Annotated in this window: 16 protein-coding genes; 3 read left to right on the plus strand and 13 right to left on the minus strand. The window is 46.3% G+C overall.

Annotated elements, in window-relative coordinates:
• Positions 1-108 precede the first annotated feature (108 nt).
• The 3 genes from KW844_RS24720 (at position 109) to KW844_RS24730 (ending at position 1,589) form a co-directional block, all read left to right on the plus strand.
• Entirely contained in the window at positions 109-735 is a 627-nt protein-coding gene (locus KW844_RS24720) for a hypothetical protein (protein WP_218379470.1), read from the plus strand.
• Positions 735-1,193, plus strand: coding sequence for a zeta toxin family protein (locus KW844_RS24725; RefSeq protein ID WP_218379471.1), 459 nt, complete (start codon positions 735-737; stop codon positions 1,191-1,193). The genes KW844_RS24720 and KW844_RS24725 overlap by 1 nt, the downstream gene beginning before the upstream one ends.
• Positions 1,194-1,271: 78 nt before the next feature.
• Complete coding sequence (locus tag KW844_RS24730; protein WP_218379472.1) at positions 1,272-1,589, plus strand: hypothetical protein; 318 nt, start codon at positions 1,272-1,274, stop codon at positions 1,587-1,589.
• A gap of 21 nt (positions 1,590-1,610) precedes the next feature.
• On the opposite strand, the gene KW844_RS24735 is transcribed toward KW844_RS24730, so the two are convergent.
• The 13 genes from KW844_RS24735 to KW844_RS24795 all read right to left on the minus strand — a co-directional run bounded on the left by KW844_RS24735 (position 1,611) and on the right by KW844_RS24795 (position 15,923).
• A complete protein-coding gene (locus KW844_RS24735) occupies positions 1,611-2,822 on the minus strand; it encodes a DUF2252 domain-containing protein (RefSeq protein WP_218379473.1) in 1,212 nt (403 codons plus the stop codon).
• A 57-nt stretch (positions 2,823-2,879) separates the two neighbouring features.
• Positions 2,880-3,980 (minus strand): D-TA family PLP-dependent enzyme, encoded by a 1,101-nt coding sequence (locus tag KW844_RS24740; protein WP_218379474.1) that lies wholly within the window; start codon positions 3,978-3,980, stop codon positions 2,880-2,882.
• Positions 3,981-3,990: 10 nt separating this feature from the next.
• Entirely contained in the window at positions 3,991-5,304 is a 1,314-nt protein-coding gene (locus tag KW844_RS24745) for a gluconate:H+ symporter (RefSeq protein WP_218379475.1), read from the minus strand.
• Positions 5,305-5,363: 59 nt separating this feature from the next.
• On the minus strand, positions 5,364-6,641 hold the full coding sequence (locus tag KW844_RS24750; RefSeq protein WP_218379476.1) for an ABC transporter permease: 1,278 nt from the start codon (positions 6,639-6,641) through the stop codon (positions 5,364-5,366).
• A 225-nt stretch (positions 6,642-6,866) separates the two neighbouring features.
• Positions 6,867-8,237 (minus strand): NADH-quinone oxidoreductase subunit N, encoded by a 1,371-nt coding sequence (locus KW844_RS24755; RefSeq protein ID WP_218379477.1) that lies wholly within the window; start codon positions 8,235-8,237, stop codon positions 6,867-6,869.
• A gap of 23 nt (positions 8,238-8,260) precedes the next feature.
• Positions 8,261-9,694: a NuoM family protein gene (locus tag KW844_RS24760; RefSeq protein WP_218379478.1), complete on the minus strand. Its 1,434-nt coding sequence runs from the start codon at positions 9,692-9,694 to the stop codon at positions 8,261-8,263.
• Positions 9,695-9,727: 33 nt separating this feature from the next.
• Positions 9,728-11,626 (minus strand): NADH-quinone oxidoreductase subunit L, encoded by a 1,899-nt coding sequence (nuoL, locus tag KW844_RS24765; protein ID WP_218379479.1) that lies wholly within the window; start codon positions 11,624-11,626, stop codon positions 9,728-9,730.
• A gap of 56 nt (positions 11,627-11,682) precedes the next feature.
• A complete protein-coding gene (gene nuoK / locus KW844_RS24770) occupies positions 11,683-12,000 on the minus strand; it encodes an NADH-quinone oxidoreductase subunit NuoK (RefSeq protein WP_073077731.1) in 318 nt (105 codons plus the stop codon).
• 42 nt (positions 12,001-12,042) lie between these two features.
• A complete protein-coding gene (locus KW844_RS24775; RefSeq protein WP_218379480.1) occupies positions 12,043-12,537 on the minus strand; it encodes an NADH-quinone oxidoreductase subunit J in 495 nt (164 codons plus the stop codon).
• A gap of 46 nt (positions 12,538-12,583) precedes the next feature.
• Positions 12,584-13,093, minus strand: a complete 510-nt coding sequence (nuoI, locus tag KW844_RS24780; protein ID WP_218379481.1) for an NADH-quinone oxidoreductase subunit NuoI — start codon at positions 13,091-13,093, stop codon at positions 12,584-12,586.
• 51 nt (positions 13,094-13,144) lie between these two features.
• Positions 13,145-14,188 (minus strand): NADH-quinone oxidoreductase subunit NuoH, encoded by a 1,044-nt coding sequence (nuoH, locus tag KW844_RS24785; RefSeq protein WP_218379482.1) that lies wholly within the window; start codon positions 14,186-14,188, stop codon positions 13,145-13,147.
• A 26-nt stretch (positions 14,189-14,214) separates the two neighbouring features.
• On the minus strand, positions 14,215-15,312 hold the full coding sequence (locus KW844_RS24790) for a 2Fe-2S iron-sulfur cluster-binding protein (RefSeq protein ID WP_218379483.1): 1,098 nt from the start codon (positions 15,310-15,312) through the stop codon (positions 14,215-14,217).
• A gap of 233 nt (positions 15,313-15,545) precedes the next feature.
• Positions 15,546-15,923, minus strand: coding sequence for a GxxExxY protein (locus KW844_RS24795; RefSeq protein WP_218379484.1), 378 nt, complete (start codon positions 15,921-15,923; stop codon positions 15,546-15,548).
• Positions 15,924-15,960 lie beyond the last annotated feature (37 nt).

Here is a 15,960-nt window from a genome sequence, read left to right on the forward strand (position 1 = left end):
AAACTGAAAATCAACAATTTAAATTTTAAAAATTTGGTATTTGAATTTTGATTTTATCCTTAGTAAATCGTATTTTAGTAGAAAGAAATATGAACTTCATTTAAGTTTATGGCAGAAACAATATTAGAAAAAGAATCGGTGGTTGATTACTGGATTTCCACTAATCCAGAAAATCATACACACTATTTTCTGAGCTTTGATCAGTGTATTATTGTTAATCTCATAAATCATCATTACGAAACCAGAATTATTAATTCCGCCAAGAACAAAAAAGGCATCTGTATTCGTATTGCATTTGAGAAGCCAGAACTAATTGAGGCCCATGAGCTGGAATTGATATTATACCTAAAAGAAGGCGAGCTTGATAAACTCTTACGCGAGGCTAAAGAGTCGGACATAAAAAAGGCTGAGGCACGCTGTTTATCAGTAAAATTGGATATAGAAAAAGAGGTAAGCATGATAAAAGAGAGCCGGACAAATGCTATGGTGTTTTATGAACGTACAGAGCTTGCACATACACTTTTACGTCGCGCGATTAACGCTTATTCCAATATATTGCACCGTGCCGAATACCGTAAAGATGCTGATACATTAAAAATGGATTTGGATACGGTCAAAAAAAACAAAGATATTGCGCTGGAAACTTTGAGAAATGCAAGCTTCGATTCCCTGGATGAGATGAACTATATTATTGATACTTATTCAACCATTGTTAAAGAACTGTATCGCGCTTAATGAAACCCGACTACCCCCAAATATCCTCATCTGAACAAGAGGCTATAAGTAATCAGATCATAGCCGAAGAAACAGCAGAACTGATTCCATCCCTACCTCCATCGTATTACCTGGTAGGCGCGCAGCCTGGTGCTGGAAAAACCGAAATTATTCATCAGATAAGAATTGAAACCAGTAGAAACCTCCTGGTCTGTAACGCTGATGACTTTCGGGAGCGGCATCCGAATGCAGCCAGGATCCTTCAGGACCGCGAATCAGATTTCCCGGACCTGACCTGGCCACTTGCAGACTTTTGTAATACAAGGTTAAAAAAGCATGGAATAGCTAACAACTTAAACATACTTATCGAAACAACATTGCAGGATTACAAATTAGTGTTAGCAGATTTCGAACGTATGAAGGCGCTAGGTTACAGAACACATTTATTACTACTGGCAGTTCCATCCTACATGAGCTGATTAGGGACAAAAATTCGTTTTGAAAGTCTGAAAGCCGCAACTGGTTATGGAAGGCAAGTTTCCGATGAAGCACATGATGTGCGATTTGCAAAGCTCCAAACCAAACTTCCAGACTTTGTAAATTGCTCTGCTATTGATGAAGTAAGGTTATTTAAACGGAAAGATTTTATAACTCCAGGAGATTGTTCAGCGATGATTAATATTTCAAACTCCAAAGTAGAAGTTGTTGCAAAATATTATGAAGTGGTGAATAGTAATATAACCTTTCAGGCAAAAGCAAATTATTATGAAGTAGCATCCCAAATAGAGAGGTTAATGACTCAGAGAGGTGCTGATAGGAAGGAGATCAATCAGTTCAAATACCAGTTAGAAAAACGCCTCAACATGGAGTGCTGATTTTTTTACATGCAGTTCTTTTTACATCATTTTATTAAACACCCCGTCATCATACGCAGTCGCATACTCTCTAAAATCCTCCAGCACCTGCTCTGAATAAGAAGCTGCATATTCATACAGCGTATCTTTCCAGTTATCCACACTGCTGCCAAAATCTATCAGCTCATCCGCAATCGCTGATCCCTGGCGGCCTCCCGAGCGCAGGCAATCCCAACCCAATATCTGTCCCATGGTGGTCAGGATTTCTTCCAGCTGGGGAATATTACCTGCAAATAATTCGAAGTTAAGTTTATCAGTACTCGGTTGTAGTTGCTTTAATACAAATTGTCGCCCATCCACATTTACGGAATGTAGCAATGCCGGATAAGCTGCCTGTACGCGCTTTTGCACTTCTGTGATCCGATGTGCCTCGTCCATCCACACTGGCTGCGAGAAATCGTGGTATTGCAACATACAGGAGGGGTTCGCTCTTTTGAGGTCCAGCAGGTGATATTCACCGGGTACCATATCGTAAGTGGCGAGTAACACATAGCGTTCCACACCCAGGCTACCGGTACCGGCTATACGATACGCTGCATCCACCACCCTGTAACCCTTTAATGCCGGCCGTTTGGCTGCCCAGCTATTTACTGCATGGGTTACCATCTCCCGTTCTACCTTCGGTGTTTTAATTGTTTTGAGATCATCAATCAGCAGGCGTGGTTTATCCTCTTTCACATACATCCGTTTGCCAAGAAATGGTTTCAGTTTCCTGTTACGGACCGTATCCAGGAAAAGGCGGATAGTGCCTGTTGCAGCCTGCTTTTCCAAAGAACGGATGTAACCAAAAGTAAGCGTATCCGCGTAGGATTTAATGAAAATTCCAGCGAGTTTTTTAGCTTCTTTTGCATTAACGTGCAACACATCTGAGGTCAGGATAATGCTGCATAAAAGGCGGGCAGGGTCCAGCAGGCATGGCGCCAGTGCTGCTTCATCAAAGTCATTGATATCGAAATAAGGAATATGATTATCTGCTTTGTAGCTGCCGAAATTTTCGAGGTGAAGATCGCCGCAAATCCAGCTACGCGGGGATTTCAGTAACTGATTACCTGCAGGAAAATCCTGGTAAAACAGGTGGCAGGAGCCCCTGAAAAAGCGGAGTGGATTCCGGCGCATAGCCGCATACTTCATAGAAAGCAAGGCAGGAATGCGGCCTTCGTTAAAATGTTTAATCCTGTCTGGAATCTGCTGCATATGGTATCTTTATATCGCGCTTACCTGCGTTATATAAAGATACCAAATTCCGGCCGCTTACACGATGATCTGGCGGTCCCGCGCAATCACTTTCCAGGTGGCAGTTACATCGTTATTTTCTGCCACGTATGCCTTTTCGTATAGTGCTACCGTAGGGCAAATATGTAATGTCACCCCGTAGGCAACGGTGCCTACCGGATAATCTGCTGCGGATGCTACTTTCAGCACCAGGTGTTCCTCACTCTGGGAGATAACCGTGCCGGGGATATTCAGAAATTCCACACGTGGCTGCGGGTTTTCAGCTGCTATGGATTTATGACCGAGGTCCAGGCAAATCAGCTGATCATCGATATGAGAGATTACGCGACTGAGCACGAGTGCAGCATAATCAAACTGTTGCTCCGGCAGGTTACGCGCGTAACCAAAATCCCAGAACACAAAAGTGCCGGGACTGCACTCTTCGCGGCGGCGTTGGGAATGGATAGGAAAGGTGGGCGTACCGCCTGCCACTACCAGTGGTACCGGCAATCCGGATGCAACCACATCGGCCACCAGGTTCACCACAGGCTCATATGCCTGGTCACATTTCTGTTTTCGTATGGCCAGGTCAGTATCATGGATATGACCATCATACACATGAAAACCCACCGGCAGTAAATTTTCAAGGGAGTGGACATATTGGTATAACCCCAGTGCGCCGTGATCCGGTTTTATACCGGTACGGTTCATGCCCACATTGATATCCATGTACACCTTCACGTGGCGGCCGCTTTGCTTAGCCAGCTCCTGGAGATCGTTAGCCGACTCCCTGTTATCTACCAGACAGGAAAATTGCGTACCGGGATACTTCTGTATCAACTCCAGGAAACGTACTGCCTTTGGGCCTACTGGCTGATAGGCCAGCAATACATCAGCGGCACCGGCAAGGCCTGTCATTTCCGCTTCGGCGATGGTAGCGCATTTGAATTTATTGATACCGGCTCCCATCATCAGCTGCACCACTTCCGTCATCTTGTTTGTTTTTACGTGTGGGCGTAACCGTGATACGTTATCAATCATACCTTTTACCTTGTTGATATTTTCTATCACACGGTCTTTATAAATTATGAGTGCAGGTGAATCCACCTGGGCTGCATTCTTCAGTTCGAACCAATTCATTACAAACTTTTTATACAAATAAACTTAGCAACAAAGTGCCTGCCAGTCCGGTTACGGATACGATCGTTTCCATCACTGACCACGTTTTGATAGTATCTTTCACTGTCAAGTTAAAGTATTCTTTAAACATCCAGAAACCGGCATCGTTCACATGGGAAAACATCAGGCTGCCAGCGCCTGTAGCCAGTACCATCAGGTTAGGATTGACGCCGGAAGCCGGTATGAGCGGTGCTACGATAGCGGCAGTGGTGAGTCCGGCCACGGTAGCGGAACCGATACATACCCGGATGATGGCGGCAATTCCCCAGGCAAGCACCAGCGGATGCAGGTGCAGTTGTTGCAGGCTGTCCGCAATGTAGGAGCTTACTTTACTATCGTTCAGGAGTTGGGTGAGCGCACCTGAGCCACCTATTACGAGGATAATCACGGCTACATCTTTTACTGCCTCATCCATCAGGCCCATTACTTTTTTCATGGGCGTTTTCCTGCGCAGGCCCAGCAGGTACATACCGTTGAGCACGGCCAGCAGCATCACTATCAGTGGGTCGCCCAGCCAGCTGGCTACTTTATAACCAAATGTATTTTCCGGTATCCAGAGCTTAGCCACGGCAGTGAATGCCAGCAGCAGTACGGGCAGCATAGCAGCGAACAGGCTCGCGCCCATTCCCGGAATATCATTTTCGGGCAGTTCTTTGGTCGTAAATATCTGTGATGGCGGATTGGTATATCCTTTCAGAAATCTGCTAAAAACGGGCCCTGCAAGAATGATAGCGGGTATTGCCACCAGGATGCCGTACAGCAGGGTAAGGCCCATGCTGGCATGAAAGGTTTGCACCAATGCGGTAGGGGAAGGGTGTGGGGGGAGATAGCCATGTGTTACTGATAAGGAAGCCAGCATGGGAATCCCCAGATACACGGCCGGCAAGCCGGTACGCCCGGCCACCATAAATATCAGCGGTACCATCAACACAAACCCGATATTATAAAACAAAGGAATACCTACTACAAACCCGGTGATCATGAGCGACCACTGCACATACTTAGGCCCCAGCAGTTTCATCAGACCGCCTGCGATCCGTTGTCCGGCCCCGCTTTCCGCCACCAGCTTACCCAGCATACTGCCGGCCACAATCACCACTATCAGGGAACCCAGGGTTTTACCAATCCCGGTTTGAATAGATTGTGTGATGGCGGAAATATCCATGCCCAGGGCTAAGCCCATCAGCAGGGATACGATGAGAAAACTGAGAAATGTATTTAGTTTGAACCAGGCCACCAGGATCACAAGGAGCAGGATGGCACCGATCACAATAAGTAAAGGCATGCTTGTTCGATTTTGGTATCGGACAAGATATAAAAAAAGTAATAGTAATCGGAAGATTGTTATTCGTACCGAAGGGCAATAATCGGATCCAGTTTGGAGGCCTTATAGGCAGGATAGATACCGGAAATCAGGCCCACAATGGCACAGAGACTTACCCCGATAAGAATCCAGAGCCAGGGGATGATAAACGGAGATCCTAACAGTAACGACACTACGTTGCCGAAGAGCATGCCTACCAGCACACCTATCACACCACCCATTACACTGATAATAATGGCTTCGTACAGGAACTGTTGCCGCACTACTTTGCTGGTGGCCCCCAGGGCTTTGGTGACCCCTATTTCGCGGGTGCGCTCTGCCACAGATACGAGCATGATATTCATAAGCCCGATAGCAGAGCCGAACAGGGTAATAAAGGCAATGGCTACTGCAAAAAGGTTTACTTTACTCAGGCTGGAAAACAGCATTTCTGCGATGCTATCGCTCTTGCTGATCACGAAGTTATCCGCTTCGTTCACGGAAAGCCCGCGTATGATGCGGAATAGCCCGATGGCCTCGCCTTGGGCAGGCTCCATCTGACTGATATCTTTAACGGAAATACCTATCTGGTAAGAGGCATTGGGGCGGTTGAATATTCTTCGTGTATTGTTGACCGTAGTGAGCACCACATTATCCTGGCTCATCATGGCACTGCTCCCTTTGGATGCGAGCACGCCGATCACGCGGTAACGCACATCCCCTACCCGCACGGTGTTATTGACGATGTTTTTCAATTTTTTCCCGAAAAGCTTTTCAGCCACATCTTTACCCAGGATGGCCACATTTCTGCCGGATTCTACATCGAGCGTATTAAAATTCCTGCCTTCGGCCACTTCATAGCTGGATACCTTGAGGTAGTTTTCATCCCCTCCGATAACGGTCACATTGGGATTTGTTTTCTTATCATCTTTATAAACAGTAGCTATCCCGGAGGCCCTGAAGTTGATGCTCACCTCCGCAGGGAAGTGGTAACGATCTTTAAAACGCACCGCATCCTGGTAAGAAATTACCTTGTTACTGTTGGATTTTTTTACTTTTTTCTGGTTTTTGTTCCCTTTTGAGGCGGTTTCATTGTCGTCTCCCATGCGCACCTGTATATCCCGGTTGCGGATGCTGAAGCTGTTGGCGCCCATCATGGCAAAGCTGCTGTAAATGCTGTTCTTCATACTGTCGATAGCAGTAAGAATACCTACCAGCACGGTTATACCCAGTGCGATAATTGCTACAGTGAGCCCGGTGCGGAGTTTATTACCGGTAACGGAACGATATGCCAGTGAAAATATATCTCGGGATTGCATAATTACGGGTTAATAGTAAAGTTAATATAATAATGCATTCGATCCGAGGTTATTTGGGACGATTGGTTGATCGGTATAAAAAAAGGAAGACTGGCATCTCATTTACCAGTCTTCCTTTCTATTTTTTTAGAGAGATATTATAGTTATCCGCAAAAAACCCGAGGTTTTACAGCAATTGCTCCGCGCCAGATGCGGCATAGCGGGCAATCTGCCGGCATGCCAGTTTTACAGCCAGCAAAGCAACAGGTTCGGGAATAAGCCGAGAGCCAGCACGAGGATCACGGTAAAGATCAGTCCGGCTTTGAATCCGCCGGAAACCGGTTCTACCTGAGGTTCGCCCTGTTTGAAGTACATGGCAATGATTACTCTGAAGTAGTAGTACACACTGATAGCAGCGCAGAGTACTGCCAGGATCACCAGCCAGAGCAGGTGTCCCTGCTGGATAGCGGCAGCCAGTACAAAGTATTTGGCGAAGAAGCCCGCAGTTACCGGGATACCTGCCAGTGAAAACAGGAATACCGTTACGGCAAAGGCCAGCACCGGCTCTTTCTTAGCCAGGCCGTTGAATCCTTCGAAGGTATAATCTTTTAAACGCAGCAGTACTGCGAAGATACCGATGGTAGCGATGCTATAAGCAGCCGCATACAGCACAATGCCTTGTGCAGCAGCGAGATTCATAGCGATTACCGCAAACATCATGAAACCCGCCTGTGCAATGGAAGAGTAAGCGAGCATACGCTTCACACTCTGCTGGAATACCGCGGTAAAGTTACCGAGTACTAATGTGAGCGCGGTGATAACTGCCAGTAACAGCATCCAGTGGCTGCTGATTTCTCCACCTGCAAAACCGATGTGGAACAGGCGTACAAAAGCGATGAAACCACCGGCTTTTACCACGGTTGCCATAAAGGAAGTGAATACGGTAGGCGAACCATCGTATACATCCGGTGTCCAGAAGTGGAAAGGAACAGCGGATACTTTAAAGGCCAGTGCAAAAGCTATCAGGATGGTACCGCACAAAGCTAAAGGTGAAACGTTTTCAGCACCGAGGCCCAGTGAAGCGATCTCGAAAGTACCGGCAGATCCGTAGATCAGCGTGATACCCATCAGCAATACGCCGGTAGAGAAACATCCCATCAGGAAGTATTTCAGTGCCGCCTCGTTGCTTTTCAGGTTCTTTTTATCGCTACCAGCCAGGATATACTGAGGAATCGACATAATTTCAATTGCCAGGAACAGCATCAGCAGGTTGCTGAAGGTAGCCGCCAGTGAAATACCTGCCAGGATAAAGAATACCAGTGCGAAGTAATCTCCCACATGCTCTCCCACCTTTTCAAACTCACTGCCCGACAGCAGGAAATACAACAGCGTAGACCCAATAGCTACCGCATTGAATATTATGCTGAATTTAGTCACTTCAATCATGCCATACATAGTATAGCCGCCCAGCTCCACTGATGGGTACTGCGCCAGGTTAGCTATAAAAGCTATAATAATGGCCGCTATGGCAAAAAATTTAATGTGCTGCTTACGTGCAAATAAACCAACAAACATCAGTACAACGCCCGATAAAGCAGTAGAAATTAGTGCATTCATATTTTTGCGTTACAAAACCCCGATTAAAATTTAAGAACTACAGCAGTTGTGTTGCTTACCAGATCCAGGATTGGTTTTGGATAAACACCCAGGATCAGGATGATAGCAACCACCAGGCTTAATGCCAGCATTTCTGAAGGCTGTAAGTCGGTTGTAGTTTCTGTTAATGCATTCGCGTTACCGAACATTACCTTCTGGATCATATTCAGTGTATATACCGCAGCCAGGATGATACCCAGTCCGGCAACTGCCATAAACCAGTGATTATATTGGAACAGACCGCTGAACATCAGGAACTCACCTACGAAACCGTTGGTCAGTGGTAAGCCGATGTTTGCCAGGCTGATGATTACCAGGAAGATAGCCATACGCGGAGCTTTCTGCGCAATGCCACCCAGCTCGTCCATGTTCTTGATGTTGAAACGCTGCTGAATGATTTCTACGATAATCCACAGGCCAATGATATTGATACCGTGGTTAAACATCTGTAGCAGTACACCCTGCATACCCTGTTCCGTATGGGAGAAGATAGCAGCACTCATCAGGCCAATGTGCGCAATAGAAGAATAAGCAATCAGGCGTTTCAGATCTGACTGTACCATGGCGATGCAGGAAGCATAGATGATACCGATGATAGAAAGCACAATGGCAGCATCTGTCCACATATGCACGCCTTCAGGCAGCACAGGCACCAGCCAGCGGATCACACCAAACAGCCCCATTTTCACCATGATACCGGAAAGGATCATGGTTACCGGAGTAGGCGACTGCTCGTAGGTATCCGGCTGCCAGGTATGGAAAGGAAACACCGGCATCTTGATAGCAAAAGCTACAAAGAAGAGCCAGAACAGCCAGTTTTGCTGGTCCGCACCGAGGTGCAGGTTGGTGAAAGATTCCCAGCTGAAAGAATGATCAGGATTCTGCGTATACAGGTAGATGATACCTACCAGCATCAGCAGCGAGCCCAGGAATGTATAAACAAAGAACTTAAACGTAACGGCTATACGCTTATCGCCTCCCCACAGGGAGCAGAGGAAATAAACAGGAATCAGTGCCAGCTCCCAGAAGATATAGAACTGCAGTGCATCATAAGCGGTAAATACGCCGGTAAGGCCCGCCTGTGAAAGCAGCATCAGTCCATAAAAGCTGTTGGAGGAGTCGTAGTTGCGGTTATAGATGGAAATAAAAACAAGCAGAAAAGCGATGGCTGTTAATAAGCACAGCATCATGCCCATTCCGTCTAAACCTACCCTGAATTGACTTCCCAGCTGAGGGATCCAGTTGGCTGCAAAGCTCAAACTGTCGGGTGCTGTGCCTAAACGGCACCATGCACCAATTGCTGTTGCCACCGTTGCCAGGGAGGAAATTACCGCCAGCACTTTAGGCCCGGACCCCTTCAGGCCAAATGCGATAAGGCCTGCGATGAAAGGAATCAATATTAATAAAACTGTCAACATAATTTATCTGCGCTTGTAACTTCTGCTATTGGTTTATAATAAGAATCCGATCACAATTAATACGATCATACTGATCACCATGGCAAAGATGTAGAAGCCTACATTACCGGTTTGTACCAACCGGAGTTGCTGGCTGCCCCATTTTACACCGCGACCTACGCCATTCACCAATCTGTCGATACCAGCTTTTTCTACCGTATCACGGAAGAAGCGGCTCAGCTCATACAGAGGTTTAACGATCACTGCGTCATAGAGTTCATCTATATACCATTTGTTTTCAAGTACTTTAGCGAGGCCGGTAGCTCCAGCACCGGAATCCTGGTAGTTTTTGAATTTCTGCCAGGCGAGGCCAATCATTACGATCACCAATACAGAGCTCAGTCCCATCAGCAGCCATTCCGTGTTGTGTGAAAGATGATGTACAGCTGCAAAAGGTGCTGAAGGCGCAAAGATCGGTGCCAGGTATTCACCCAGCTGATTATGCCCACCGAGTGCTTCCGGAATACCTACATAACCACCCACTACAGATAAGATAGCCAGTACAATCAGTGGAACGGTCATGGCTGCAGGACTTTCATGCAGGTGATGTTCCTGTTCATGTGTACCGCGGAACTGACCAGTGAAGGTGATGAAGTAGAGGCGGAACATATAGAAGGCAGTCATCAGCGCACCGATGAGGCCAATTACATAGTAGGAGATATTTACCCCAAAGGCACTTGCCAGGATCTCATCTTTAGAGAAGAAACCGGAGAAACCTGGGATACCAGCGATAGCGATACAACCAATCAGGAAGGTCCAGTTGGTGGCAGGCATATATTTTCTGAGGCCACCCATTTTACGGATATCCTGTTCGCCACCCATGGCATGGATCACAGAACCGGAACCGAGGAACAACAGCGCTTTAAAGAAAGCGTGTGTCATCACGTGGAAAACGGCTGCTCCGTAGGCTCCTACGCCGAGGGCCAGGAACATATAACCCAGCTGACTTACGGTAGAATAAGCCAGTACTTTTTTAATATCGTTTTGTTTCAGTGCGATAGAAGCTGCAAACACCGCAGTAGCAAGGCCGATGATGGCTACTACTGATTGAATGCATGGTGCCAGTGTATAGATCACGTTGCTGCGCGCAATCATATAGATACCGGCGGTAACCATGGTGGCAGCGTGGATCAGGGCAGATACCGGGGTAGGACCCGCCATCGCATCCGGTAACCAGGTATACAGCGGAATTTGCGCTGATTTACCCATGGCACCTATAAACAGCAGCATGGCAATGGCGCCCAGTACAGGACTGTTCATGCCCAGCGGCGCAGCTTTGGCAAATACTTCAGGGAAAGTAACCGTACCAAACTGCATGATCATGAACAGGATACCCAGCAGGAAGCCGAGGTCACCGATACGGTTCATGATAAATGCTTTCTTGGCGGCGTTATTATAACTGGTGTTTTTAAACCAGAATCCGATCAGGAGATAAGAACAAAGACCTACACCTTCCCATCCGATGAACATCATCACATAGTTGGCGCCCAGCACCAGGATCAGCATGGAGAATACGAAGAGGTTGAGGTAAGCAAAATACCTTGCGAAGCTCTCATTGCTCTCATCGTGCATGTAGGAAGTGGAATAGATATGGATCAACGTACCAACACCGGTAATGATCAGCAGGAAGAGGGCACTAAGCTGATCTACCTGAAAAGCGAAGGGAATATGCAGGGAACCCACGGAGATGAAGTCGAACAGGTTAACTACCTGTGCGGTAAATCCCTCGGCTTTCACCTGGAAAAAGATCATTAAGCTCACCACAAAGGCAGCCAACACCGTACTGCTTCCAACAAACCCTACGAGGGACTTGGATAAAAATCTGCGTCCCAATCCATTCACCAGGAAACCTAATAATGGTAAAAATGGTACCAGCCAAACTAGATTAATCATTTATCAATTCTATTTACGACGTCGAAATAATTAATAATTATGAAGGAGTAGAATTATTAATTTTTCAGCCTGTTAAGAATGTTAATATCTACGGAGTGTGTATTTCTGTAGACCATAGTAATAATGGCCAGCCCAACTGCTACTTCCGCAGCGGCTACCACCATGATAAAAAACACGAACAACTGCGCTGAACCGGCATCTACTTTTCCGGCATCTGCCCACATTTTGGAGAAGGCTACCAGCAGCAGGTTTACTGCGTTTAACATCAGCTCTATGCACATAAAGATGATGATGGCGTTTCTGCGCATCAGCACTCCCATCACACCAATACAAAACAGGGCGATACTCAGGAATATGTAATATTGAACAGGCATAAAAATGAATTACGTTTTACGAATTATGCTGACCTGGTCAGATCAGTCTTTTTTACCAATAACTACTGCACCTACCATTGCACTCAGGAACAGGATGCTGCTTATCTCAAACGGAACTACATACTGTGTAAACAGCAGTTTTCCCAGGTTGTGAATCAGCCCTATTTCCACGGATGACTCGCTGAGTGCCGGTACGCTGGCATCGCGCAGGGCCGCTACCAGTACTACCAGTAAGGCACCTCCGCTCACTGCCCCGGCGTATTTCAGCCAGTTGCGTTTCTGCGGTTCAATGTCTGCATCCAGGTTCATCAGCATCATTACATAAAGGAACAATACCATGATGGCTCCCGCGTACACGATGATATGTACCACGGCCAGGAACTGAGCATTGAGCATAATATAATGTCCGGCAATAGCGAAGAATGTCACAATCAGACATAATACACTTGATACAGGATTTTTGCTCAATACCACGCCCAGCGCCGATACCAGCGCTACTAACGACAGCACCATGAAAATTATTTGTTGTATACTCATTCCCATCTCTGCTATGTTTGACTATTGTATTTTTTTTGGACGAAAATTATTTACCGGAAGATGTCTTTGGATTTGGAATCAGCAGATCCTGCTTACCATAGATAAAGCCTTTACGCTCGTACATGGCTGGCGCAAAAGTTTCTGACATATATACTGCGTCTTTAGGGCAGGCTTCTTCACAGAAACCGCAGAAGATGCAACGTAACATGTTGATCTCATAACGGGCAGCATATTTCTCTTCACGATACAGGTGTTCTTCGCCTGGCTTTCTTTCCGCCGCTTCCATGGTGATGGCTTCAGCAGGACAAGCAACAGCACAAAGGCCGCAGGCAGTGCATCTTTCACGTCCTTCTTCATCTCTGTTCAGTACATGCAATCCGCGGAAAACAGCGCTGAACTGACGTTTCTTCTCTGGAAAGCTAACAGTAGCCTTACGTTGAAAAAGGTGTTTCAGGGTAATACCCATTCCTTTTGCAATCGCAGGGATATACATCTTCTCCATGAAAGTCATGGGTCTGCGATCTACCGGTTTTGCCCTATTGGTTAAAGTTTGCATAATGAATGCTATTTAAGTCCTGCCGCTGTTACACGGCAGGCAAATATTTAATTAATGATGACGTAATAATTCAACCGCTCCGGTGATCAGCATATTCGCCAATGCGAGCGGAATCAGTACTCTCCAGCCCAGGCGCATCAGCTGATCATAACGGAATCTTGGAATGGTCCAGCGCACCCACATAAAGAAGAAAATAAAGAAGAGGGTTTTGATGAACAATGCCAGGAATCCGGTGAGTGCCAGCATGTTTTCGCTCAGTCCCAGCTTATCCATCCATGGATAGGCATAACCACCGAAATACAGGGTGGCCATAAGGGCGGAACTGATGAACATGTTGATATATTCAGCAAACAGGAAGAAGCCGAGTTTCATGGAAGAGTATTCCAGGTGGTAACCACCATTCAGCTCGTTCTCTGCTTCCGGTAAGTCGAAAGGAGTACGGTTACATTCTGCAAATGCACAGATCAGGAATATCAGGAAGCCGAGCGGCTGATATACCACATTCCAGAGGCCGGCACGCTGTTGTTCCACGATTTCTTTCAGGCTGAGGGTACCGGTCAGCATCAGCAATGCGATAAGTGCCAGGCCCATAGGCAGCTCGTAGGAGATGATCTGGGAGGCCGCGCGTACAGATGCCAGGAGAGAGAATTTGTTGTTAGATGCCCAACCACCAATCATAATACCGTAAACACCCATACTCACCACACCGAAAATGAACAGGATACCGATGTTTACATCTGCTACCTGCAGGGAGATCTGACGGCCGGCGATGGTAATGGTATCGGCCCATGGAATAACGGCACTGGTCATACAGGCCACCAGCATCGCGATGGACGGACCGAGAATGAACAGGAACCTGTTGGAATTGGTAGGAATGATTTCCTCTTTAAAGAAAAGTTTACCTCCATCTGCCAGTGGTTGCAGTAACCCCATAGGACCCGCACGGTTAGGACCAAGGCGGTCCTGTATCCAGGCAGCTACCTTTCTTTCGCCCCAGGTAGAGTACATCGCCACTACTAACGAAAGGACCAATACTCCTGAGATGAGGAGAATCTTTTCAATTAAGAAAAACCAGTCTATACTTAATAACGTCATTTCCAAATACGATTACGAATTACAAATTACGATTGAGATTTATTGAAATCGTCAGAGTGTGCCGGTCCATCAATTTTTGAAAGGTCGATGGTGGGCCTGTTTACCTCACTCTGTGTATGGATATCGAACAGCAGTTTAGGCTGGCGGCCATCCAGTACATCCACGAGCGGGTCTTTCGGTTTCACGGTATTTACATAGTGACCCTGAGAGATAACGCTGTGACGGTCGATCTTGCGAGGTCCTTCTATGGTCCAATCTTTTGCGTCTTTCTTTTCGAAGCGGCAGGTATCACAGATCCAGTTTTCCACTTCACCGTATTGGTCTTTGCGGGCCGTTACACGGAACACTTCATCACCACGCATCCAGAGTGCTACTTTGCCGCAGCATTTAGGATTATCGCAGTTGCGGTGAGCATCCACAGGTTTGAGGAACCATACACGGTTTTTGAAACGTGCGGTTTTATCTGTGAGTGCGCCTACCGGACATACATCGATGACGTTACCGATGAAATCATTGTCCAGGTTATTTTGGATATAAGTGCTGATCTGGGAGTGGTCGCCTCTGTCGAGTATACCGTGCTCGCGTGCTTCTGTGAGCTGATCTGCTGTAAATACGCAGCGGTAGCAGAGGATACAGCGGGTCATGTGCAGCTGAATATGCTCACCCAGATCTATTTTATCGAATGTTCTGCGTTTAAATTCGTAGCGGGTACCTTCAGCACCGTGTTCGTAGCTGAGGTCCTGCAGGTCGCACTCACCGGCCTGGTCACACACCGGGCAGTCCAGCGGGTGGTTGATGAGCAGGAATTCAACGATGCCTTTGCGGGCTTCCAATACTTCCGGAGAAGTGATATTTGCTACTTCCATACCATCCATTACGGTAGTACGGCAGCTGGCTACCAGTTTAGGCATAGGGCGCGGATCAGCTTCTGAACCTTTCGTCACTTTTACCAGGCAGGTGCGGCATTTACCACCACTACCCTGCAGTTTGGAATAGTAACACATAGCTGGTGGCACTACATCTCCTCCAATACCACGTGCTGCATTCAAAATGGTAGTACCTGGTTCGACCTCCACGGAGATGTTATCGATCTTAACCTTGAATAATTTTTTTTCCTCCGCCATTGTTTTGATTTTTATACTCGCAGTGCGAGCGCTTCCTTTTATTTTTTTCTCGCAGATAGCTTATTGGGCCAGGAGCGAGGATTGTGTTTTGTCTTTTTTTCACGCAAAGCAGCATAAGCAGCTAAGCAGCTAAGGATTATGTTTTGTTGATCAAGTTCCGATTATACAGATAAAAACGAATTTTATCTCTATTCTTTTGCTGTTAAACCATTGAACTTTTCCTTAGTGTTATATTACAAATTGCACACGACACGGTGTATCCCATCTTTTATCAGCTTAACATTGAAATTCACTAATAATCCGAGTTTTATTTCAGATAATTTGAGATATGTATAGAGCTGTTTGAAATGAACCTCTTCCAATGCTTTTACACTTTTAATTTCAACAATAACTTTATTGTTAATTATAATATCCGCTTTGAAAGCATTTTCAATAATGATTTCATCATGTTCAATATCGACTCCCACTTCTGTCCTGACAAAGAAACCATTCCTTTCGAGTTCATATACAAGTAATCGATGGTAAACCGATTCAAACAAACCAGGTCCATACCGCTGGTGTAAATGAAAACAAAGATCTACAATCTCTTTCGAGATTTCATTTTCAGTCATGGATGAATAATTAAAAGGTTAACAAATTCTGAAAACA

It is taken from the genome of Chitinophaga sp. sic0106 (assembly GCF_019219075.1).
Classification (GTDB): Bacteria; Bacteroidota; Bacteroidia; order Chitinophagales; family Chitinophagaceae; genus Chitinophaga.